The organism is Haemophilus sp. THUN1690, assembly GCF_059704375.1.
In genome coordinates, this window is the sequence record NZ_AP046582.1 from 472,647 (window position 1) to 495,495 (window position 22,849).

Below are 22,849 nucleotides of genomic sequence, written 5' to 3' on the forward strand. Positions count from 1 at the left end.
AAAATGGATTAAACCTTTTACCGTTTAATCCATTTTTTATTTATTGTGGTAATGCTCCGCTTCCCCAAGTTTGCACTTCTTCAGGGCGTTTTATTTGAAGTAAGAAACGTTTGTTTGGTTGCGCCTGTGGTTGAATTTCTTTTTCTGCTGGTGTGGAGAAAGAAATGCCACCTTTTAGCAACTGTTGAACACTTCCTGTATTAAATGCCGCACCTTTCCAGCCTAAGGTAAAGTCATAGCCTGATGCAATCCAAAATTCTGTATTTTGTCGAACAAGATGACTATATTTCGGCATGATTGCAATATGCACTAAGACGCGATCTCCAAGACTGTTAAGCTCAAATTTTTTCACTGTACCCACTTCTACGCCTCGATAAAGAATTGGTGAACCTTCACTTAAATTCATGGCATCACGTGTTTCTAAAATAAATGGCGTACCATTACTAAATTTATTACGTTGTGGTGCTGTTTGAGCTAAATTGAATTGTGTTTTTGGTTTACCATTCCCAATTTCAATATCGATATAAGGTTGTAATAAGCTATCAAGGTTATCTATTCCACCGGCTGAAATTTGTGGTGAGATAATCGTAAAGTTAGAACCTTCTTTTGCAATCATATTCATATAATTAGGGTTTATTAACGCTTTTGCAGTGATGTGTTTAGATTTCGCATCAAGCTGAATACTGTCAATTTGCCCCACATCTAAACCCAAATAGCGCAGACTCATCCCTTTACTCAGATTGGTTGCATCATCTGCCGTTAAGGTGATTGCAAGTCCGATAGATTTTGCATAACTTTCATTTGCGTAAAGTGTTCGATTATTGCCCGAACCACTATTATCAAAGCTAATCGCACCCTTTAAGGAACGTGCAAGTGGCGTTGCTTGAATGCTAATACCTTTAGGTGTGATATCAATTTTAGCCGCACTTTCTACCCAAAAACGACTTTTATCTGTTAACAAATGTTGATAGGCAGGGTAAATATAAACTTCTACATCAAAGCTATTAGCTTTAGGTTTAATATTTAAAATTTTTCCCACTTCAAATTGACGATATAGTACGAGAGAGCCTTTATCAATGCTTGGTAACGTTTGGGTTTGTAAGGTTATCGTTGGAGTAAGAATATTTCCTATGATGCCATGTTCAGCATTGCTAATATTTTGATAAAGCGGATAGCTATCTTTAGCTTTTCCCTGACCTTGTTTCGTTAGTACTCGTATGCCACCTTGTAACCATTTTTCTGGTGTCGCGGATTCAAAACGCAATCCGTCTAATCCAACGCTGATATCAAAGTTGGTTGCTGCGACAAATTGTGTATTTTCGTGAATTAAATTGCGATATTCGGATGCAATTGCTGCCTTAAATTGCACACCATTTACGTCGACTTTTTGTGAAACAATTTGTCCAATTGGCATGTTGTTATAAAACACATTTTGCCCTTCACTTACCCCATAATTTTCTGGTGCGGTGAGTGTTAAAACTAATGTATTAGGTGCATTGAGTAATAACTCATTTTCTTTAATGACATCAAATTGGTGCTTAGTTTCACCATCTCCGGCAATGACATCAAAATATTCGCCACGAAAGAATTTTTTTGGATCTGCTAAATTACCAAGATCCGTTTTTTTATTGCGAAGTACAATTTTGCTATTCGCTTTAAATAAAGAGGCTTGGTTTGGATCTATCAATAAACTGCCTTCTAAAATTTCATCGTTATTTTCAACCGCACTTATTTTAGAAAGAATCCCGATAGGATTATCTTGAGAATAAACCTCGGTCTGTCCTGCAACGAGACCAGCAGATGCAGGTATATTTACGTTGACTTCAATGCCACGTTTTGCGGCTTTTAAATTGGTATAGAGCGTGAAATGACTATTTTCATCTGCTTTTGGGCTATCAGCTGGAGAGTCAAAAGAAACAGCACCTTGTACAACCGCATTTAAACTTTCTACATTTAGATTTAAGCCTGATGGGCTAATGTTAGCGTTAATGCCACTGATGTTCCAAAAACGTGAATCTTTTTTCACAAACTGTGCATAGGCTTTATCAATCACCACATCTATTTGCACTTTATTGTCTTTATTAATGCGGTAATCGTAAATTTTTCCTACAGGTAGTTTTTTAAAATAGACGGATGCACCGATGGAAATTGAGCCTAAGTCATCAGAAATTAAGTGAATCAATAAATCTCCAGGCGAAACTTGGGCAATGGGGCCTTGTTCTTCCGCAATAAATTCGTCTTCGTGATCGCCATCACCCGGTTGAAGAGTGATGTAATTGCCTGATACGAGAGAATCTAAACCTGAAATTCCTGCAAGTGAAACATTTGGTTGAACAAGCCAGAATTTTGTATTTTCACGTAAAATACTTGACGCTTCAGGATTGATATTGGCAACAACTTCCACTTTTTGCATGTTATCTGTGAAATTTACTTTTTTCACCACACCAATTTGCAAACCTTGGTAGCGAACTTGTGTTTTATCCGCAACGATACCAGAGCCATTGGTAAAGGTAATCGTGATGCTTGTGCCACGTTCCTTAACAATTTGGAAGAATAAAATTGCCCCAATACATAATGCAATAAAGGGAAGTAACCAAAATGGAGAAATACGACGAGTTTTTCGTACTGCCGCTGTAATTTCTGTATGTTGATCTTTCATTGAAGAACTATTTTTCTCTGTCATAAATTTTCCAAATTAATCGACTATCAAATTGTGAGGTTGAAATCATGCTGCAAAATACGGCAGCGCCGAAGTAAAATGCGCCAGGACCAACGGTAAAATTAATAATTTCACCCCTAGTTACTAGTGACATCATTAAGGCTAATACAAATAAATCTAGCATCGACCAGCGCCCAACGAAATGCACAATATGCAATAAACGTATTTGCCATTTTATAGAATGTTGCCATTTAAAATGAACACAACTTAGTAAGTAAAGTAAGATTGCCGCTTTACTGATTGGGACAAAAATACTCGCAAAGAATACCACGAAAGCAACAAAATAACTGCCCATGTTAACAAAAGAAATTACACCAGATATTAATGTATCTTCAGAGAGTGCTCCTGTTAAATAAATGCCTGATATGGGTAATAAATTTGCTGGGAAAAGCATAATAATCCCTGCAATTAAACTTGCCCAAGTGCGTTGTAACTTAATATTATCTGAAATATGAACAGGCGATAAACAGCGCGGACATCGTGGGTTGTTCTTTTTATCGTAATGAATACCGTTTTTTGAAAATGTATAGTTACAAGCATTACATAATTCAATGTTGTTTGCATCATAAGCGGGTTCATTTTCGGGATAAAACTCTTTCCATAATGCTTTAAGGTTTAATTTGATAAAAAGTAAGGTTGTCAAAAGTGCGGTGAAAATAAAGGGAATTAAATAAACATTAATTTCCAGTGTTGCATATTCACGCACCTTGAACATCGTCACGCCTAGCGCAACTAAATAAACATCAAACATAACCCAAGGTTTTATATAACCTAAAAAAAGCAAAACACTACGTGGTTTAATATGCAAAATTTTTGCAATCCAGAGCATGATGACTAAAATTGCAAAGGTAATTGGCATCACAACGGCACAGATAAACACCATAAAGGCAGTGTATTCATAGCCTGCCACTGACATTTTCCAAATACCTTCCCAAATAGATGCATCAATTTTTACACCTAACAAATGAAGACTTAATAGGGGATAACCCAAGGCAAATGGCATCAAAATAAGGATCGATAAAGCAACCATAGCACAACGATGAACAGACCAACGCCCACCTGTCGCTAAATGGTGATGACAACGTGGACATTCAGCTTGTTCATCTTTATTTAATATTAAAGGTGTTTCTACGCTAACATCACATTCTTCGCATTTTATAATTTGAAATGATTTTTGTGTGAGGTTTGATTCTTGCACGAAAGATTATCTTTTATTCGGTTGTTAAAAACGGGTCATTTTAGCCTTGTTTAAGTATATATGGGAAGTGTTCTTGACTATTTTTGTGCAAAATTTATTCACAATGTTTTGATTCATTGTAAATTTTGTAAAAAGTGCGATAAACTAAGTCGGTTTATATTTACCCTAGGATAACTAACATGACTGATTCTCAATCTGGCGTTCAGACCACTGATGCGCAAGTAAATTCACAAAAACTAACCAATACAAAAGATATTATTGCGTATTTGGCTGAAAAATTCCCACTTTGCTTTATTTTAGAAGGCGAAGCAAAACCATTAAAAATTGGTCTGTTCCAAGATTTAGCGGAAGCATTACAAGATGATGAGCGTGTAAGCAAAACTCAGTTGCGTCAGGCTCTTCGTCAATACACATCAAATTGGCGTTATTTACATGGCTGTCGCGAAGGCGCAGTGCGCGTAGATTTACAAGGTAATCCAGCCGGCGTGTTAGAAGCTGAACATGTAGCCCATGCAGCTCAACAGCTTGCAGATGCTAAAGCGCGTGTTGCCGAAAAACGTAAAGCAGAGGCTGCAGCGAAAAAAGCTCAACAAAAACAACGCCCACGTAAACCTGTAAATAAAAATGCTAAACATTTCAATAAACCGTCATTAAGTGCGGTTGATTTTTCACAAATTTCTGTTGGTTCTGTGGTGAAAGTAAAAGCTGGTGATCATGCGAAAAAAGCAACAGTAGTGGAAGTGCTAAAAGACTCAGCACGTGTTGAACTTGAAAACGGTTTGGTTATGAGCGTAGCTGCAGATCGTTTATTTGCATAATGATTTAATTCTACTCGGGAAAGGTTATGAGATCTAATATTTCAAAAAATGTGATTACTAGCGCATTGTTATCGGTATTGTTAATCGGCTCTGTGCCTGCTTTGGCTGTGCAGCCTAAATTAAAACTGAGCGATATCACTATTCCAACAGCAAGCGAAGAGAATCAGTTGGCGACTAAGCGTGCAACGACTCGATTAACCCAATCGCATTATCGAAAGATCTCATTGGATGATGCTTTTTCTGAGAAGATTTTTGATCGTTATATCAAAAATATTGATTTTAGCCATAACACCTTTTTGCAATCTGATGTAGATGAACTTCGTCAAAAATATGGCGCTAAGTTGGATGACCAGTTAAATCAAGGTGATCTTTCTGCTGCTTTTGATATTTATGATGTAATGATGAAGCGTCGTTATGAACGTTATGCTTATGCGTTGTCTTTATTAGATAAAGAGCCTAATTTGAATGGCCAGGATCAAATTGAAATTGATCGTGAAAAAGCAGCATTTCCGAAAACCGAAGAGGAAGCTAACAAACTTTGGGAAGAGCGAGTAAAAAATGACATTATCAATCTTAAATTAAAAGATAAAAAATGGTCAGAAATTAAGTCAAAACTTACCAAACGTTATAATTTGGCAATTCGCCGTTTAACTCAAACTAAGGCTGATGATATTCTTCAAACTTATTTGAATGCATTTGCTCGCGAAATTGATCCACATACCAGCTATCTTGCACCAAGAACAGCGAAAAGTTTTAACGAAAGCATGAATCTTTCTCTTGAGGGGATTGGGGCAACGTTACAATCAGAAGATGATGAAACAAGTATTAAGTCACTTGTTCCTGGTGCACCAGCGGAGAAAAGTAAAAAATTACATCCCGGAGATAAAATTATTGGTGTGGGACAAGCTACAGGCGAGATTGAAGATATCGTTGGCTGGCGTTTAGAAGATATTGTTGAGAAAATCAAAGGTAAAAAAGGCACAAAAGTGCGGTTGGAAATTGAACCGTCTAAAGGGGGAAAATCCCGTATCATTACTTTAGTGCGCGATAAAGTCCGTATTGAAGATCAAGCCGCAAAATTAACCATGGATAAAGCCGATGGCAAAAATATTGCGATAATCAAAGTGCCAAGTTTCTATATTGGTTTAACTGATGATGTTAAAAAATTATTGGTTAAAGCAGAAAAACAAAAAGCTGATGCGTTAATTATTGATTTGCGTGAGAACGGTGGTGGCGCATTAACAGAAGCGGTTTCATTAAGTGGTTTGTTTATTACGAATGGTCCTGTTGTGCAAGTACGTGATGCTTATCAACGAATTCGTGTACATGAAGACGATGATGCTGAGCAACAATATAAAGGTCCTTTGTTTATCATGATTAACCGTTACAGTGCTTCGGCATCAGAAATTTTTGCAGCGGCAATGCAGGATTACAATCGTGGTATTGTTATTGGACAAAATACTTACGGTAAAGGTACCGTTCAGCAAAGTCGTCCTTTAAATTTTGTGTATGATTTGGATCAGACGCCGTTAGGTTTATTGCAATATACCATCCAAAAATTCTATCGAATTAATGGTGGGTCAACTCAGTTAAAAGGTGTGGCGGCAGATATTAATTTCCCTGAAATTATCGATGCGAAAGAGTACGGTGAAGATAAAGAAGATAATGCATTGCCGTGGGATAAAATTCCATCCGCAACTTATAAAGAAGTTGGTAATGCGCGCAAAGACGTTGATGTATTAAATAAAAAACATCTTGAGCGTATTGCTAAAGATCCTGAATTTGTTGCATTGAATGAAGATTTAAAAATTCGTAATGAGCGCCGTGATCGCAAATTCTTATCGTTGAATTATCAAACGCGTAAAGCTGAAAATGATAAGGATGATGCAAGACGCTTAAAAGATATTAATGATCGTTTTAAACGCGAAGGTAAAAAAGCATTAAATGATATTGATGATTTACCGAAAGATTATGAAGCGCCAGATTTCTTCTTAAAAGAAGCAGAAAAAATGGCTGCGGATTTTGTCATGTTGAATTCAAGTGCGCAAGATATTGGTAAAGAAGCTCAGAAACCAACAGAAAAAGTAGAAGAGAAAAAATAAAATTATTTTAACCGCACTTTGTTTTAGAACTTAGATAAAGTGCGGTTGTTTTTAGGAAATGTTTAAGGAATGGCTATGTTTAAAAGCACTGCAAAGCTCTCAGTATTTGTGTTGTCATTGTCAATGATGACATCAGGATGCGCTTTAGCAGATTTTGCAAACAATGGGAAATCTGCGCAAATTCATGGAATTGATGTTTCGCATTTATCTCCGGAAGAAAAACAAAAGCTCGAAGAAGAAATTAAATTAGATCAAGCGCGCTTATCACAGGAAAAGCAATCGATTTTAGAGATGTCTCTCACCCATGAAATAGGCGAGCATGCTTTACAGTTTAAGCCTTTGTTAGCTCGTTTATATGCAGAACGTAAATATACACCATTATGGAAAGATAATGCTGCGGCTCGCCAATTATTACAGGATTACGCAGCAATGGTGGCTAGTGGTATTTCTAAATGTTCAGCAAAATCCTTAGAGTCCTTTGAATTGATCGAACAACAAGACGGGTTAGCTTATGATGTTTTATTGAGCGATATATTGCTAGATTATTTGTATTATACTCAAAATGTGGGCGCGCAAGCTCAACGCTGGCTTTATTCATCTAGCGCTTATCAAGTTCAACAACCTGCAGATGAGCATATTCAACGTTGGTTAAGTGCGGTAGAAAATGGCCAACTTTTAAGTTTTGTACAAAGTTTATCGGGTGATAATCACTTATATCATCAAACTGTTAAAGCACTGTCATCAATGGTATCTGCATCAGGCTTATCAGAGGTTGGGCAGAAACTTGCAATTAATGCACAGCGTTTGCGAGTAATTCCTGATTTTCATAATGGCATCTTTGTAAATATTCCAAGTTATAAATTGCAGTATTATCGTGATGGTAATTTAATTTTGGAGTCTCGTGTTATTGTTGGTAAGGATGAACGACGTACGCCAGTGATGTATAGCAAATTGAGTAATGTTGTTGTTAATCCACCTTGGAATGCCCCGACTCGCTTAATTAATGAAGATTTATTGCCAAAAATGAAAGCGGATCCAAATTATATTGCAGAACATAATTATTCAATTTTAGATAGTCAGGGAAATGTTGTTGATCCAGCTTCTATTGATTGGGCATCTATTGGTAATAAATTCCCTTATCGAGTTCGACAAGCTGCGGGCGATAGTGCATTGGGTAATTATAAATTTAATATGCCAAGCACAGATGCCATTTATTTACATGACACGCCAAATCATGGGTTGTTTAGCCGTAAAGATCGCGCATTAAGTTCTGGTTGTGTTCGTGTGGAAAAATCAGATCAACTTGCTAGTATTTTATTGAAAGAAGCAGGGTGGTCTGATGAACGTAAAAAGAATGTTTTAGAGAGTAAAAAAACGGTTTCTGCCCCAATTCGTTCGGAAAACCCAGTGTTTATATACTATGTGACATCTTGGGTTGAGAATGGAAATATTCAGGTATTGCCAGATATTTATAAATATGATGGATTGATGAATTTTAGTGGAATTAACTGGAATGTCGTTAAAAAATATCTTTAATAATCCATCAAAAAATAGAAAGGAGAGATGATGCATAAGGTTGATAAACAGAAACGTAAATGGCTGTCGCTCGGTGGAATTGTTTTAGGTGCATCAGTTTTACCAAATTCTGTCTTAGCAATGGTTTCAACACCTAAGCCTCGTATCTTGACGTTCCGTAACATTAATACGGGAGAGCGATTAAGTGGTGAATTTTCTGTACACAAAGGTTTCTCGAGCGCAATATTAAAGAAATTGGATCATTTTATGCGCGATAAACGAACAAACCAAGTTCATAGAATGGATCCAAATTTATTCCACAAGTTTTATAACATTCAAAGAAATTTAGGGTTACGCAATGCTGAAATTGAAGTAATTTGTGGGTATCGTTCTGCTGCAACTAATGCAATGCGCCATCGTCAAAGTAGCGGAGTAGCAAGTAATAGTTATCATATTAAAGGAAAGGCCATTGATTTTCGCATTGCAGGCGTGCCTTTGTCTAAAGTAAAAGCTGCTGCAGAAAATCTGAGTAATGGTGGAGTAGGATATTATCCAACAAGTAATTTTATTCATGTGGATACTGGCCCTGTTAGAACCTGGAAAGGGGTATAAAATAAATTTAAAATTGACCGCACTTTTGTGCGGTTTTTCATTGGAAAATACTATGCTATTTGACAGTCATCTTCATTTGGATCAACTCTCTGATGAGAATATTCAGAAAACACTTGGTGATTCAAAGATTACAGGTATGCTTACAGTAAGTACGAATCTAAAAAGTGCTAAAAAACTATTGAATTTAAAACAGGCTTATCCCGAGAAACTTTATATTGCAGTTGGTTTTCATCCTGAACAGCCCTTGCTGAATTTAGAAGAGCGAGAAGAATTATTTCAATGGATTGATGAACATCATTCATCGATTTCTGCGATTGGCGAGGTGGGGTTGCCATATTATTCTAAACGTGAAAATTTAAATTTGGATTACACACCTTACATTGAATTACTGGAACGATTTATTCTGATAGCGAAAAAATGGGATTTGCCGTTAAATTTACATATTGTGCATAATGATGTGGATATTGCCCTTGAATTATTGCAGAAACATAATATTCAACGTGCCCATTTTCATTGGTTTAAGACAGATGAAAAATCTTTTCAGAAATTTTTATCTACACCATATTTTGCGAGCCTAACGCCTGATATTTTATGGAATCCTAAAACACAGTATGTTGCTCAACATTTATCGTTAAACCGTTTGATGATTGAAACGGATAGTCCTTGGCCACATGAAGGATTTGAAAGTGCGGTAATTTCTGAGCAATTATTTGCAGTAGCGAAGAAAGTAGCTGAATTAAAATCTTTGCCATTACATTATGTTCAAGAGCAAATGCTTTTGAATACTCAACAATTTTATCGATTATAAGGAGCAAACATGAATATTGAAATTATCCCAGTCACCGCATTTCAACAAAACTGTTCTTTGATTTGGGATGACGACAAAAATGCAGCAATCATTGATCCGGGCGGCGAAGCCGAACGCCTAATTCAGCGTATTGAAGAACTAGATTTAAATCTTAAAGTGATTTTGCTTACCCATGGTCATTTAGATCATGTTGGTGCAGCCATGCAGTTGAAACAACATTTTGGCGTCGAAATTTGGGGCTCTCATGAAGAAGATAAATTTTTATTTGAGAGTTTGCCAGAACAAGCGCAACGTTTTGGTTTTCCAAATATTGAAGCCTTTTTACCTGATCGTTGGTTTAATCAAGAAGGTGAAATTTTAAAATTAGATGGCTTTAATTTCGAGATTTTACATTTACCAGGGCATACGCCAGGGCATATTGGTTTTATTGAACATGAGAAAAAAGTGGCATTTACAGGCGATGTATTATTTCAAGGTGGAATTGGTCGTACCGATTTCCCTCGCGGGGATTATGAAACATTGATTTCTTCTATTCGAACAAAACTATTACCGTTGAATGATGATCTGATTATTATTGCTGGGCATGGACCTTATACAACCATTGGCCGAGAAAAACAGACAAACCCATTTTTAAATCGTTAAAAGTGCGGTGAATTTTTTATGGTATTTTGAACCTATTGCCATAGGGGGAGTCTTAAGTATGCCTCAGGCAAATTTTATAATAGGAGTTTATATGAAATCTTTAAAATCTCTTTTAAGTGTTACCGCACTTACCCTTGCTATTTCAGGTTCTGCATTAGCAAATGAAAATCCATTGGCTACATTAAAAGATGTGGCGAAAGATAATGTTAAAACAACTGTTTCAGAAAACGTGAAATCAGTAAAAGATTCTGCGTCAGCTGCGAAAGGAAATGTTTTAGAAAAAGTTTCTTCAACAAAAGAAAAAGCGACTGAAGGCGTTTCTTCTGTGAAAGAAAAAATGGCTGCAACGAAAGAAAAGGTTGATTCAGTAAAAGATAAAGCAAAAGCATTAAAAGATTCTTCATCAGAATATAGTCACAAAGCTTTAAAACACAAAGCTGCGGACAAAGTGAAAGAAACGAAAGAAAAAGCAGCAGAAAAAATGAATAGTGCAAAAGATAACGTTAAATCTGTTGTAGATTCTGCTAAGATTAATATTAATAAAGCGGATGCTAACACATTACAACAACTTTCTGGTATCGGTGAGAAAAAAGCGCAAGCAATCATCGACTATCGTAATAAAGTTGGCAAAATTAAAGACATCGCAGAGTTATCAAAAATTGATGGTTTAGGTTCAACCACTATTGAAAAAATAGCACCATTCTTAACTTTCTAAGTATTTAGTTAAAGTTTTGGCTAGTTAGCTAGCAACAACCTTTTACATTATGAGGCGGGAATTACCCGCCTTTTTTCTATCTATCATAAGTATATTCTTCTTTATCCCCAAGTATTTTTTTTGTTATAGAGTTATTCGAATTATTGGTTTTTTAAGAATATTGAATAAGAAAATTTTGTTATATTCATTTAACTAAACCAAGTCATTAATTAAACATTTGAGCCAGATCACAAATCTGTAACAATTTCTGATAAGAGGCTTATTTCCTTTTCAATCCTATGTATAATGTATAAAAAATGGAGCGAAAAAGATTGTTCCAAATAATCATAATAAAGAGGTAATTATGCAGCAAAACAAGGCATTTGATGATTGGTTAGCTAGCACAGCATTAGGTGGTGCAAATCAATCTTATATAGAAGAACTTTATGAAAGCTATTTGAGTGATCCGCAGTCGGTGGAGGAAAGCTGGCGAGCCACTTTTGATTCTTTACCAAAAATGACCGCACTTGAACAACCCCATACACCAGTACGAGATTATTTTCGTCGCTTAGCGCGAGAAAATCATAATGAAGCGGTGACAGTGATAGATCCTGCTGCTGGTGCAAAATTGGTGAAAGTTCTACAATTTATCAATGCCTATCGTTTTCGTGGCCATTTAGAGGCTAATCTCGATCCCCTCAATTATTATCGTTGGAAAGTATCTTCCGTCCCTGAATTAGATTATCGTCATCACGGTTTTACCGAACAAGATCTCAACGAAACCTTCAATATTAATCATTACGTTTACAAACGCGATACCATTAAGCTTGGTGAGTTAGCTCAAATGTTGAAAGAGACCTATTGTGGCTCAATTGGCTTAGAGTTTATGCATGTGCAAGATATGGCACAGAAAACTTGGCTTCAGAGCAAAATGGAAAGTGTGTTAGAGAAACCGCTTTTTACATCTGAAGAACGTGTTAATTTTCTTCGTGAACTGACAGCTGCAGACGGTTTAGAGCGCTATCTAGGTGCAAAATTCCCAGGGGCGAAACGCTTTTCTTTAGAAGGAAGTGATGCGTTTATTCCATTGATGAAAGAAATTATCCGTCATGCTAGTCGCCAAGGTGTAAATGATGTGGTAATGGGAATGGCACACCGTGGGCGTTTGAATATGCTCGTGAATGTATTAGGTAAAAAGCCAGAGGATTTATTTGATGAATTTGCAGGTAAACATTCGAGTGAACGTACGGGAGATGTGAAATATCATCAAGGTTTTTCTTCTGATTTCGCAGTGGATGATAAGCGAGTTCACTTAACGTTGGCATTCAATCCATCTCATTTGGAAATTGTAAGCCCAGTAGTGGTGGGTTCTGTGCGTTCAAGACAGACTCGCATTAATGATACAACGCGTAGTCAAGTTTTAGCGATTACCGTACATGGAGATTCCGCTGTAGCAGGGCAGGGCGTTGTTCAAGAAACATTGAATATGTCAAATGCTCGTGGTTACAGTGTGGGTGGTACCATTCGTATCGTGATTAATAACCAAATTGGTTTTACGACATCTAATCCGAATGACACGCGTTCTACAGAGTATTGCACCGATATCGCGAAAATGATTCAAGCACCGATTATTCACGTTAATGGTGATGATCCTGAAGCGGTGGCTTTTGCTGCGCGTATGGCGGTGGAATATCGTAATTTATTCAAACGAGATATTTTTATTGATTTAATTTCTTATCGTCGTCATGGTCATAACGAAGCTGATGAGCCATTAGCTACTCAGCCAATGATGTATAGCATCATCAAAAAACATCCTACACCTCGCAAAGTTTATGCAGATCGCTTAGTTTCAGAAGGCGTGATGACTGAAGAGCAAGTTACCGAGATGGCGAATGATTATCGCGATGCGCTAGATAATGGTGATCGAGTCGTATCAGAATGGCGAGAAATGGATACGGCAAAAATGGATTGGTTGCAATATCTCAACTATGATTGGACTGCGCCGTATGAAAGCAAATTTTCACAGGAACGTTTTTTAACGCTTGCTAAACGTGTATGTGAATATCCAGAAAGTTTACGTGCGCATCCTCGTGTAGAAAAAATCTATAATGATCGTAAAGCAATGTATCAAGGCGAAAAATTGCTCGACTGGGGGATGGCTGAAACCATGGCTTATGCAACCTTGCTTGATGAAGGTGTTAATGTTCGTTTATCCGGTGAAGATGCGGGGCGTGGAACCTTTTTCCATCGCCATGCCGTGGTGCATAATCAAAATGATGGTACGGGGTATGTACCATTAACACATTTACACGCCAATCAAGGCCGTTTTGAAGTATGGGATTCAGTACTTTCAGAAGAGTCTGTACTTGCTTTTGAATATGGTTATGCAACAACAGATCCAAAAACGTTAACCATTTGGGAAGCGCAATTTGGTGATTTTGCTAATGGTGCACAAATTGTTATCGACCAATTTATTAGCTCCGGCGAACAAAAATGGGGCAGAATGTGTGGTTTAGTTATGCTATTGCCTCATGGCTATGAGGGACAAGGACCTGAACATTCTTCTGCTCGTCTTGAACGTTATTTGCAACTTTGTGCTGAACAAAATATGCAAGTCTGTGTGCCATCAACGCCAGCGCAGGTGTACCATATGTTGCGCCGTCAATCTTTACGTAAAATGCGCCGTCCATTGATTGCCATTTCTCCAAAATCTTTGTTACGCCATCCATTGGCTGTATCCAGTTTAGATGAGTTGATTAATGGAGCTTTCCAAACGGTAATTGGAGAAATTGACGAGCTTGATCCTAAAGATGTAAAACGTGTGGTCATGTGTTCAGGTAAAGTTTATTACGATTTACTTGAACAACGTCGCGCCAATAATCAAAAAGATGTGGCGATTATTCGTATTGAGCAGCTTTATCCATTCCCACATGAGGATGTGAAGAAAGCGCTTGAGCCTTATGCACATGTCACGGATTATATATGGTGCCAAGAAGAACCTCTTAATCAAGGGGCTTGGTATTGCAGCAAACATAATTTTGAATCAGCAATTCCAGAATCCGTTAAACTCAAATATGCAGGGCGTCCGGCTTCAGCTTCGCCTGCTGTGGGTTATATGTCGCTTCACACTAAACAACAAAAACAATTAGTGGAAGATGCGTTAACCCTATAAAGTGCGGTTGAAAATTAAGATATTTTTATAAATGTATAGATGCACTTATTGCATCATGGATAAAAAGTAAAAGAGTAATTCAGTGCAATAAGTTGCACTTTAAGTTAAGAGATAAGGAAAAATAAAATGACCATTGAAATTCTTGTTCCAGACCTACCTGAATCAGTTGCGGATGCAACCGTTGCTACTTGGCATAAAAAAGTAGGTGATACTGTTAAACGTGATGAAGTTATTGTAGAAATTGAAACGGATAAAGTTGTGCTAGAAGTACCCGCACTTTCTGATGGCGTACTGGCAGAAGTTGTTCAAGCTGAGGGCGAAACTGTGGTGAGTAAACAGCTGCTAGGCAAAATTTCTACGGCTCAAGAAGGGGATGTCAGTTCCGCGACTTTAAAAGCAACGAATGAACCTACACCATCTGATCGTCAACATGCAGCGATTGAAAATAGTCATAATCATAATGCGGATCAAGGCCCTGCGATTCGTCGTTTATTAGCAGAACATGATTTACAAGCAGAGCAAATTCAAGGTTCCGGTGTGGGTGGACGTTTAACACGTGAAGATATTGAACGTGAAATCGCAAAACGACAAGCACTGCAAGCAAAACAAGAAGCTGCCACTGAACAAAATACGATTAGTACGGTGGCTTATAGCGCACGTTCTGAAAAACGTGTTCCAATGACCCGTTTGCGTAAACGTATTGCTGAACGTTTACTGGAAGCCAAAAATAGTACAGCAATGCTTACTACTTTCAATGAAGTGGATATGCAACCGATAATGACTTTGCGTAAAACCTATGGCGAAAAATTTGAAAAACAGCATGGTGTCCGTTTAGGCTTTATGTCTTTTTATATTAAAGCAGTTGTGGAAGCATTAAAACGTTATCCTGAAGTTAATGCTTCTATTGATGGTGATGATGTTGTTTACCATAACTATTTTGATATCAGTATTGCGGTTTCGACTCCTCGTGGATTAGTCACACCAGTGCTTCGCGACTGCGATAAGCTCAGCATGGCAGAGATCGAAAAACAAATTAAAGCATTAGCCGAAAAAGGTCGTGATGGTAAATTGACAGTAGAAGATCTCACTGGCGGCAATTTTACCATTACAAATGGTGGCGTGTTTGGCTCTCTTATGTCCACTCCAATTATCAATCCACCACAAAGTGCGATTTTAGGAATGCACGCTATTAAAGAACGCCCGATTGCGCTTAATGGTCAAGTGGTGATTCGTCCGATGATGTATCTTGCCTTATCTTATGATCATCGCTTAATTGACGGTCGTGAATCTGTTGGTTTCTTGGTAACGATTAAAGAATTATTGGAAGATCCAACAAGATTGTTATTAGAAATCTAAGAAATAAAAGGCTTTCTCTGTTAGAAAGCCTTTTAAAATGAACAAAAAATTAACCGCACTTTAAATATTTAAAAAGAATATTCCAAAGTGCGGTTATTTTCTTATGTGTTTTTAATTAGAGATCGAAATCCCCAAAATCATTCGTATCAACTTTTGAGTCAATTTGACCAACAAGGTAAGAACTCACTTCCACTTCTTGTGGTGCCACTTGTACGTTGTCAGAAACAAGCCATGCGTTAATCCATGGAATCGGGTTAGAACGAGCACCAAATGGCAATGGAAGACCGACCGCTTGCATACGGATATTGGTGATATATTCCACGTATTGCACCAAAATGTCTTTGTTCAAACCAATCATAGAACCGTCTTTGAACAAATAATCAGCCCAGTCTTTTTCTTGTTCTGCAGCCGCTAAGAATAAATCATAGGCTTCTTGTTTACATTCTTCTGCAATCTCTGCCATTTCAGGATCATCTTGACCTGCAGCCATAATATTTAAAATATGCTGCGTACCCGTTAAGTGTAACGCTTCATCACGTGCGATAAATTTAATGATTTTCGCATTACCTTCCATTAATTGACGCTCCGCAAAGGCAAAGGAGCAAGCAAAGGATACATAAAAACGAATCGCTTCAAGTGCGTTCACACTCATCAAGCAAAGATAAAGTTGTTTTTTCAAGTTGCGTAATGTCACCACACATTCTTTACCATCTACAGTGTAAGTGCCTTCACCATATAGGCTGTAAAGTTGGCTGTCACGGATTAAATCATCGTAGTAAGAAGAAATATCGCGCGCACGTTTGATGATTTCTTCGTTGGTCACGATGTCATCAAATACAATAGATGGATCGTTCACGATATTACGAATAATGTGGGTGTAAGAGCGAGAGTGGATGGTTTCAGAGAAGGTCCAAGTCTCAATCCAAGTTTCTAATTCAGGAATAGACACTAACGGCAATAATGCAACGTTCGGGCTACGGCCTTGAATAGAATCTAATAGGGTTTGATATTTTAAGTTACTGATGAAAATGTGTTTTTCATGCTCAGGTAACGCGGCATAGTCGATACGGTCTTGCGACACATCTACTTCTTCCGGACGCCAGAAGAAAGAAAGTTGTTTTTCAATGAGCTTTTCAAACGTCTCATATTTTTGTTGATCGTAACGCGCAACGTTAACGTTTTGACCAAAGAACATTGGTTCTTTTAATTGGTCGTTTTTGGTTTGTGAGAAAGTGGTGTATGCCATATATTGTTCCCCGTTTTGGCAACCTTAATTTTGCCAATAGTAATTAATAGGTTACAAGTAGCGGACTAAAGCCCGCTAATAATTTGAAAGTAAATAGTTAGATTTTACAAGCCCCACCAGCACAGCCGTCATCAAGATCTTCTTGAGCATCTTCAGCGCCATCGCGGGTGTTTTGATAGTAAAGGGTTTTTAAGCCATATTTATAAGCGGTTAAAAGATCTTTTAACAACACTTTCATAGGTACTTTTCCATCTTCAAAACGTTTTGGATCGTAGTTGGTGTTGGCGGAGATCGCTTGGTCTACGAATTTTTGCATAATACCGACTAGGTGTAAGTAGCCGTCATTGCTTGGGATATCCCAAAGTAATTCGTAGTTATCGCTTAAGTTTTCGTATTCAGGTACAACCTGTTTTAGGATGCCATCTTTTGACGCTTTAATACTTACATGACCACGTGGTGGCTCGATACCATTCGTCGCATTGGAAATTTGCGATGAGGTTTCCGATGGCATTAAGGCGGTTAATGTTGAGTTACGTAAACCAAATTCTTGAATATCTTTACGCAAGCTTTCCCAATCATAATGTAATGGCTCTTGTGTTAAGGCATCTAAATCTTTCTTATAGGTATCAATAGGTAAAATGCCTTTTGCATAAGTGGTTTCATTGAAGTATTCGCAAGCACCTTGCTCTTTTGCTAAGTTCATAGAGGCTTTCAATAAATAATATTGAATGGCTTCAAAAGTGCGATGAGTTAAATCGTTAGCTGAACCATCAGAATAACGAACACCATTTTTCGCAAGGTAATAAGCATAGTTAATGACACCGATACCTAATGCACGACGAGCAAGTGAACTACGTTTTGCCGCCACAACAGGGTAATCTTGATAATCTAATAATGCATCAAGTGAACGCACTGCAAGATCGGCAAGTTCTTCTAATTCATCTAAGTTTTCAATCTTACCTAAGTTAAATGCAGAGAGGGTACAAAGTGCGATTTCTCCATTTTCATCATTAATGTGCTCAAGCGGCTTCGTAGGTAACGCGATTTCTAAACATAGGTTAGATTGGCGAACCGGTGCCACTTGTGGATCAAACGGAGAGTGAGTATTACAGTGGTCTACGTTTTGAATGTAGATACGGCCTGTTGATGCACGTTCTTGCATTAATAAAGAGAAAATCTCAACGGCTTTGACAGTACGTTTGCGGATAGTTGGATCTTGTTCGTATTTTACGTAGAGTTCTTCAAATTTATCTTGATCCGCAAAGAATGCTTCATAAAGTCCAGGTACATCCGATGGACTAAATAGAGTAATCTCGCCACCTTTAATTAAACGTTGATACATTAATTTATTTAATTGAACGCCATAATCCATATGACGAACGCGGTTGTCTTCTACACCACGGTTATTTTTTAACACAAGCAAGCTTTCTGCTTCTAAGTGCCAAATAGGGTAATAAAGTGTCGCCGCACCGCCACGAACGCCACCTTGTGAGCAAGATTTCACCGCGGTTTGGAAATATTTATAGAATGGAATACAACCCGTATGGAATGCTTCACCGCCACGAATTTCACTACCTAATGCACGAATTGCACCTGCATTAATACCAATCCCCGCACGTTGTGAAACATATTTCACAATAGCTGATGCGGTTGCATTGATTGAATCTAAGCTGTCATCACATTGAATTAATACGCAAGAGCTGAACTGACGAGTTGGTGTGCGAACTCCAGCCATAATTGGCGTTGGTAAGGAAATTTTGAAGGTAGATGTTGCATCGTAGAAACGTTTTACATAATCCAAACGCGTTTCTTTTGGATATTTAGAGAATAAACTAGCGGCAACGAGTAAATAAAGGAATTGTGCTGATTCGTAGATTTCTCCCGTCACACGGTTTTGAACTAAATACTTACCTTCTAATTGTTTTACGGCAGCATAAGAGAACGTCATATCACGCCAATGGTCGATGAATCCGTCCATTGTGTCCCATTCTTCACGGGTGTAATCATCCAATAAGGCATGATCGTATTTACCCATGCGTACTAATTTTTTGACGTGATCGTATAAACGAGGGGGATCGAAATGACCGTAGGCTTTTTTGCGTAAATGGAAAATCGCTAAGCGAGCAGCTAAAAATTGATAATCAGGCGTATCTTTACTGATTAAATCTGCGGCTGCTTTAATAATAGTTTCGTGAATGTCTGAAGTACGAATGCCTTCATAAAATTGAATGTGTGAGCGAAGCTCAACTTGGGAAACAGACACATTGTCTAGACCTTCTGCTGCCCATGTAATAACACGGTGGATTTTATCAAGATTGATTTGTTCCTGCGTGCCATCACGCTTGGTTACCATTAAGCTTTTATTCATTGTACGACCCTTGTTATTATGGCGATGTTAAACACAAGATATAGTGTTTGTAATAAAATCACGCACAAGGTAATGTGTTTTTTGCTTGAGATCAAGCAATAAATTTTTTGCTTGAATTATTGACAATAGGTAACTTATTTAAAAATAAATGGTTTTTTAGAAAGAGCAAAAAAATCAAATTTTTTACTTGTAAAAATGAGAAAAGTGCGGTTGAAATTCGTTGAATTTTTACCGCACTTTAAAGATTAGTTGAGATATTTAAAAACTTTAATTACTTTTTTCACGCCACTGATTTTGCTCGCAATATCTGCGGCTGCATCAGCTTGGGCATGAGTCACTGTACCGAGTAGGAAAACTTCTCCATTTTCGCTAATAACTTTAACATCGGTTGCTTTAACTCGACCATCGACTAACATTTTTGATTTGACTTGCGTAGTAATCCAACTGTCTTTGCTAATTTGTGCAAAAGAGATTTTCGGGCCAACAGTCAGTTCGTTATAAATGTCATTGACACCTTCAACGCCTTTTGCAAGATCTGCGGCAGTGTCTTTTACACCACTATTAGGCACTTGACCGATTAAAAGTACTCGACCATTGTAAGACACGGCATTTACACGACCTTCAGTTTTAATTTGAGCATCTTTTTCAACGGCATTTTCTACTTTGAATTCGAGTGTTTCGTCATCTACTTGTGTACCAGCAGTTCGAGGATCGGTACCTACTTTAGCTGCTGCAGCGCCACCACCAAGAGCCGCAACGATACAGCCTTGTAAAAAGAATGTTGTGCTAAGCACAATAGCCAGTTTTTTTAACGGGGATAATGTCATAATTAACTCCTTTTGAGATTAAATTACTGCTAGTTTGAAATTGATTTATTTTGCTGTCAAGCACTTGGGAACAAGGTATGGTCAACTAATTCACAAAGGGCATTGATAACAAAAAGATGGTTTTCTAGGACTCGACTTTCTTTGGTTGCCGGAATCGATATTTCTAAATCACTATCAGCTAAAATTCCTTGAATTGCATCGTTATTAGAGCCAGTGAGTGCAATGACATTAACTTCTTTATTTACTGCATGAGAAATAGTGTTTAGCACGATTTTCTCTGTTCCCAAAGGTGCAAAAGCGATAAGTAAGTCGCCCGGTTTGGCAACGGCATTAAATTGGTGACAATACAATTCTTCAGGCGAGTGTTCAAAAACAAGAGAAGAACCCACCGCACTTTCTAAACTTAATAGAACAGAGGGAAAACTCGGTCTTGCTAAATCGTATCGATTAAGCAAGTTAGATACGAGAAACTGTGCATTGGCATAAGAACGCGAGATGCCACAAGCGATCACTTTATTGCCACCAAGTAAACATTGCATCACCATTTGGGTGGCGTTAGCAATATTTTCCGAAAGTATGCTAGACGCAGCAATTTGAATTTGAATACTTTCGCTATAAATATCTTTTACTTTTTGTAACATCATAAAAAGCCATTAATCGAGAAAATTAGGAATCCATTGAATATCTTGGGGCGTTTTGCCAAAGGCGATTAAGTCAAAACGACAATCGGCGTCTTCTAAACTCATATTTTGTTTCATTAGCCATAAATTTGCAGCATCCAACCATTTTTGTTGTTTTTGCCAATCTACGCTTTCTATTGCCGAGCCAAAGGTATTATTAGAACGCTGGCGAACTTCAACAAAAACGATGGTTTCTTTGTCACTCATAATAAGATCAAGTTCACCACATTTGAAATTTTGATTAGCTGCAATAAATTTTAAGCCTTTTGATTCTAAAAAAAGGCGAGCTTGATGCTCAAAGCTCGCCCCTTGTTGACGTTTTAAAGAAAACATTAGTTTGCGACCGGTACAACTGCACCATCTTGATATTGATACCAAGTCATATCGCGTTCAACATTACAATTTGTACCCGCACTTAAAATACCGGTTAAACCACTTAAGCGATATCCTGGAACTTGGCGCAATTCATTAAATTGATTGATGAGTAACCAAGCATCAGCACCCATTGCGTATAAACGCATTAATTGATATTCACCGCCAGTTGTTTTGGCTAGTTTTTGATATTGTGGTGAATTGGTTTCTTTAAAAAATGGAATATCACTAAATTGAACACCATTCATTTGAGCGACAAACTCAGGATTGCTACTTGCTGTATTGGAGCTTGAGCGTGAGCTTGCATAAATACGTAAATTTGGTGCGCTATTCGTTAAATAACCTTTCATTTCAACCAATTCATCTGGATTAGCGACCACGTAAAGTGCGGTTGAATTTGAACCATTTTCTTGAAGGAAATAAGTGACATCCGCCGGTAAATTATAGTAACGAATATTCGCATCTGTGCCCGCTAATTGTTGCCAACGTACATTAAATGCATTACCTACTCGTTGTCCTAAATCATTTTGCGGCATGGCGACGAGTGGACTACGAATTCCATCATTCCACATTTTATTTGCAGCGGATTCTGCTTCATCTTCTGGTGAAAGTCCATAATAGCAAAGTTGACCAATTGCACGAGAATTTGGTGTTGCATTTAATGCAAGCACATCCATACCTTGAATTTGTGCAGGATCCGCTAAAATTACATCAAGATTTTGTTTTAGTAATGGACCCACTAACGTTTTAATCCCCGCTTGTTTTGCTTGTGCAATGATATCTTGTACAGAACTCATTGAGGTATCAAATACTTGCACTGGAATGGTTGAGTTACCTTTCGCGTCGTTGAAACCCGATTGAATGGTTGTACCAAGAATTTGTCCGTCACCACTTAATGGCAATAGTAAACCAATTTGTGACACATTCGTTTGTTGGAAATTAAGCAATGTAAGCAATTCTTTTGGGAATAACGTTGCGGCTGCATGATTTGGGTAAGCATTTTTCCAACTTTGCAATGCTTGGCTTAATTGAACTGGTTGACGAATATAATCATTGTAGGTTTTGATTAACGTTAACCAACCACCTAAAGCCGCGTTGCCTTCATCTGAAGCATTATTGATTACACCAGTATTTGCTGAACGTAATAATGCCCAAGTTTTATCAACGTTATCTTGACGACGTTGTACATCTGTTAAATTCTCATCAATTTTTACCCGCGCTTTTACGGCTTCAATGATGTCTTTACGGTTTTCAGCAACAATAGCTAAGGTTTCGTAATAACGAGATTTTTGTGACGGGCTTAATTTATTTAAATCCAATGCACGTAATTGATTTTGAGCGACTTCATTAGCATTTTTTGCAGCAGAAATTCTCGCTTCAATTAATGCACGATCTAATTTTTGCGCATCATTTAATTCACCTAATTCACTTAATAAAGCTTCTGATTGTTCAACTTTATTTTCACTGATTAACACGCGAGCCGCGAGCAATTTATAGGTTTGTTGATCTTCAAGTTCTTGTGCTTGTCCTAATTTATTCATATAAAATTCAGAACTTGCATTCGCATCTTGTTGTAAAGTTTGCGTAAAACTGCTGCCAAGTAGATTTGAACAGCCAGCTAAGGCCATTGACAATAAAATTGGCATTAAACGTTTTTTAAAACGTCCGCCTTGTAATAGAATAGACATTCTTGCTCCATCATGAACAGACAATAATTGTG

The 22,849-nt window shown here is 37.6% G+C and carries 17 protein-coding genes; 9 read left to right on the forward strand and 8 right to left on the reverse strand.

Annotation, left to right across the window (positions count from 1 at the left end):
- Window positions 1–40: 40 nt before the first annotated feature.
- Both AC6H22_RS02280 and AC6H22_RS02285 read right to left on the reverse strand, forming a co-directional pair.
- Entirely contained in the window at window positions 41–2,683 is a 2,643-nt protein-coding gene (locus AC6H22_RS02280) for a PqiB family protein (protein ID WP_497515258.1), read from the reverse strand.
- Window positions 2,667–3,917: a PqiA/YebS family transporter subunit gene (locus AC6H22_RS02285; RefSeq protein WP_005637125.1), complete on the reverse strand. Its 1,251-nt coding sequence runs from the start codon at window positions 3,915–3,917 to the stop codon at window positions 2,667–2,669. The genes AC6H22_RS02280 and AC6H22_RS02285 overlap by 17 nt, the downstream gene beginning before the upstream one ends.
- 179 nt (window positions 3,918–4,096) lie before the next feature.
- On the opposite strand from AC6H22_RS02285, the gene proQ reads away from it, so the two are divergent.
- From proQ to odhB, 9 genes are all read left to right on the forward strand, one after another.
- Window positions 4,097–4,735: an RNA chaperone ProQ gene (gene proQ / locus AC6H22_RS02290; RefSeq protein ID WP_497515259.1), complete on the forward strand. Its 639-nt coding sequence runs from the start codon at window positions 4,097–4,099 to the stop codon at window positions 4,733–4,735.
- 26 nt (window positions 4,736–4,761) lie between these two features.
- Window positions 4,762–6,837, forward strand: a complete 2,076-nt coding sequence (prc, locus tag AC6H22_RS02295) for a carboxy terminal-processing peptidase (RefSeq protein ID WP_497515260.1) — start codon at window positions 4,762–4,764, stop codon at window positions 6,835–6,837.
- 75 nt (window positions 6,838–6,912) lie between these two features.
- Window positions 6,913–8,373, forward strand: coding sequence for a L,D-transpeptidase family protein (locus tag AC6H22_RS02300; RefSeq protein WP_497515262.1), 1,461 nt, complete (start codon window positions 6,913–6,915; stop codon window positions 8,371–8,373).
- Between the two features lie 30 nt (window positions 8,374–8,403).
- Window positions 8,404–8,964, forward strand: a complete 561-nt coding sequence (gene mepK, locus AC6H22_RS02305; protein ID WP_140585953.1) for a peptidoglycan L,D-endopeptidase MepK — start codon at window positions 8,404–8,406, stop codon at window positions 8,962–8,964.
- Window positions 8,965–9,016: 52 nt separating this feature from the next.
- Window positions 9,017–9,772 carry a TatD family hydrolase gene (locus tag AC6H22_RS02310; protein WP_497515263.1) on the forward strand — a complete coding sequence of 252 codons (756 nt, stop codon included), beginning with the start codon at window positions 9,017–9,019 and terminating at the stop codon, window positions 9,770–9,772.
- Between the two features lie 9 nt (window positions 9,773–9,781).
- A complete protein-coding gene (locus AC6H22_RS02315; protein WP_497515264.1) occupies window positions 9,782–10,414 on the forward strand; it encodes an MBL fold metallo-hydrolase in 633 nt (210 codons plus the stop codon).
- A 91-nt stretch (window positions 10,415–10,505) separates the two neighbouring features.
- A complete protein-coding gene (locus AC6H22_RS02320) occupies window positions 10,506–11,129 on the forward strand; it encodes a ComEA family DNA-binding protein (RefSeq protein WP_005628453.1) in 624 nt (207 codons plus the stop codon).
- A gap of 343 nt (window positions 11,130–11,472) precedes the next feature.
- Window positions 11,473–14,280, forward strand: a complete 2,808-nt coding sequence (gene sucA, locus AC6H22_RS02325) for a 2-oxoglutarate dehydrogenase E1 component (protein WP_497515265.1) — start codon at window positions 11,473–11,475, stop codon at window positions 14,278–14,280.
- Between the two features lie 126 nt (window positions 14,281–14,406).
- Window positions 14,407–15,636, forward strand: a complete 1,230-nt coding sequence (gene odhB / locus AC6H22_RS02330; RefSeq protein WP_497515266.1) for a 2-oxoglutarate dehydrogenase complex dihydrolipoyllysine-residue succinyltransferase — start codon at window positions 14,407–14,409, stop codon at window positions 15,634–15,636.
- Between the two features lie 115 nt (window positions 15,637–15,751).
- Here odhB and nrdB read toward each other — a convergent pair whose 3' ends face one another.
- From nrdB to AC6H22_RS02360, 6 genes are all read right to left on the reverse strand, one after another.
- Entirely contained in the window at window positions 15,752–16,882 is a 1,131-nt protein-coding gene (nrdB, locus tag AC6H22_RS02335; RefSeq protein ID WP_065249677.1) for a class Ia ribonucleoside-diphosphate reductase subunit beta, read from the reverse strand.
- A 97-nt stretch (window positions 16,883–16,979) separates the two neighbouring features.
- Complete coding sequence (nrdA, locus tag AC6H22_RS02340) at window positions 16,980–19,250, reverse strand: class 1a ribonucleoside-diphosphate reductase subunit alpha (protein ID WP_005628463.1); 2,271 nt, start codon at window positions 19,248–19,250, stop codon at window positions 16,980–16,982.
- A gap of 245 nt (window positions 19,251–19,495) precedes the next feature.
- The gene (dolP, locus tag AC6H22_RS02345) at window positions 19,496–20,077 is read right to left on the reverse strand and encodes a division/outer membrane stress-associated lipid-binding lipoprotein (RefSeq protein ID WP_005628465.1); all 582 of its coding nucleotides are present in this window, start codon (window positions 20,075–20,077) and stop codon (window positions 19,496–19,498) included.
- A gap of 56 nt (window positions 20,078–20,133) precedes the next feature.
- The gene (locus AC6H22_RS02350) at window positions 20,134–20,718 is read right to left on the reverse strand and encodes a D-sedoheptulose-7-phosphate isomerase (RefSeq protein ID WP_032825706.1); all 585 of its coding nucleotides are present in this window, start codon (window positions 20,716–20,718) and stop codon (window positions 20,134–20,136) included.
- A gap of 12 nt (window positions 20,719–20,730) precedes the next feature.
- Window positions 20,731–21,090, reverse strand: coding sequence for a YraN family protein (locus AC6H22_RS02355; RefSeq protein ID WP_118816809.1), 360 nt, complete (start codon window positions 21,088–21,090; stop codon window positions 20,731–20,733).
- Window positions 21,090–22,817 (reverse strand): penicillin-binding protein activator, encoded by a 1,728-nt coding sequence (locus tag AC6H22_RS02360; RefSeq protein WP_005628471.1) that lies wholly within the window; start codon window positions 22,815–22,817, stop codon window positions 21,090–21,092. The genes AC6H22_RS02355 and AC6H22_RS02360 overlap by 1 nt, the downstream gene beginning before the upstream one ends.
- Window positions 22,818–22,849: the final 32 nt, after the last annotated feature.

Bases quoted from the DNA above. Each gene is read 5' to 3' on its own strand.
- AC6H22_RS02310 (WP_497515263.1), top strand. From the start codon at position 9,017: ATGCTATTTGACAGTCATCTTCATTTGGATCAACTCTCTGATGAGAAT.
- odhB (WP_497515266.1), top strand. From the start codon at position 14,407: ATGACCATTGAAATTCTTGTTCCAGACCTACCTGAATCAGTTGCGGAT.
- AC6H22_RS02360 (WP_005628471.1), bottom strand. From the start codon at position 22,817: ATGTCTATTCTATTACAAGGCGGACGTTTTAAAAAACGTTTAATGCCA.
- nrdB (WP_065249677.1), bottom strand. From the start codon at position 16,882: ATGGCATACACCACTTTCTCACAAACCAAAAACGACCAATTAAAAGAA.
- AC6H22_RS02320 (WP_005628453.1), top strand. From the start codon at position 10,506: ATGAAATCTTTAAAATCTCTTTTAAGTGTTACCGCACTTACCCTTGCT.
- dolP (WP_005628465.1), bottom strand. From the start codon at position 20,077: ATGACATTATCCCCGTTAAAAAAACTGGCTATTGTGCTTAGCACAACA.
- AC6H22_RS02280 (WP_497515258.1), bottom strand. From the start codon at position 2,683: ATGACAGAGAAAAATAGTTCTTCAATGAAAGATCAACATACAGAAATT.
- sucA (WP_497515265.1), top strand. From the start codon at position 11,473: ATGCAGCAAAACAAGGCATTTGATGATTGGTTAGCTAGCACAGCATTA.
- AC6H22_RS02355 (WP_118816809.1), bottom strand. From the start codon at position 21,090: ATGTTTTCTTTAAAACGTCAACAAGGGGCGAGCTTTGAGCATCAAGCT.
- AC6H22_RS02350 (WP_032825706.1), bottom strand. From the start codon at position 20,718: ATGTTACAAAAAGTAAAAGATATTTATAGCGAAAGTATTCAAATTCAA.
- AC6H22_RS02300 (WP_497515262.1), top strand. From the start codon at position 6,913: ATGTTTAAAAGCACTGCAAAGCTCTCAGTATTTGTGTTGTCATTGTCA.
- prc (WP_497515260.1), top strand. From the start codon at position 4,762: ATGAGATCTAATATTTCAAAAAATGTGATTACTAGCGCATTGTTATCG.
- AC6H22_RS02315 (WP_497515264.1), top strand. From the start codon at position 9,782: ATGAATATTGAAATTATCCCAGTCACCGCATTTCAACAAAACTGTTCT.
- mepK (WP_140585953.1), top strand. From the start codon at position 8,404: ATGCATAAGGTTGATAAACAGAAACGTAAATGGCTGTCGCTCGGTGGA.
- nrdA (WP_005628463.1), bottom strand. From the start codon at position 19,250: ATGAATAAAAGCTTAATGGTAACCAAGCGTGATGGCACGCAGGAACAA.
- proQ (WP_497515259.1), top strand. From the start codon at position 4,097: ATGACTGATTCTCAATCTGGCGTTCAGACCACTGATGCGCAAGTAAAT.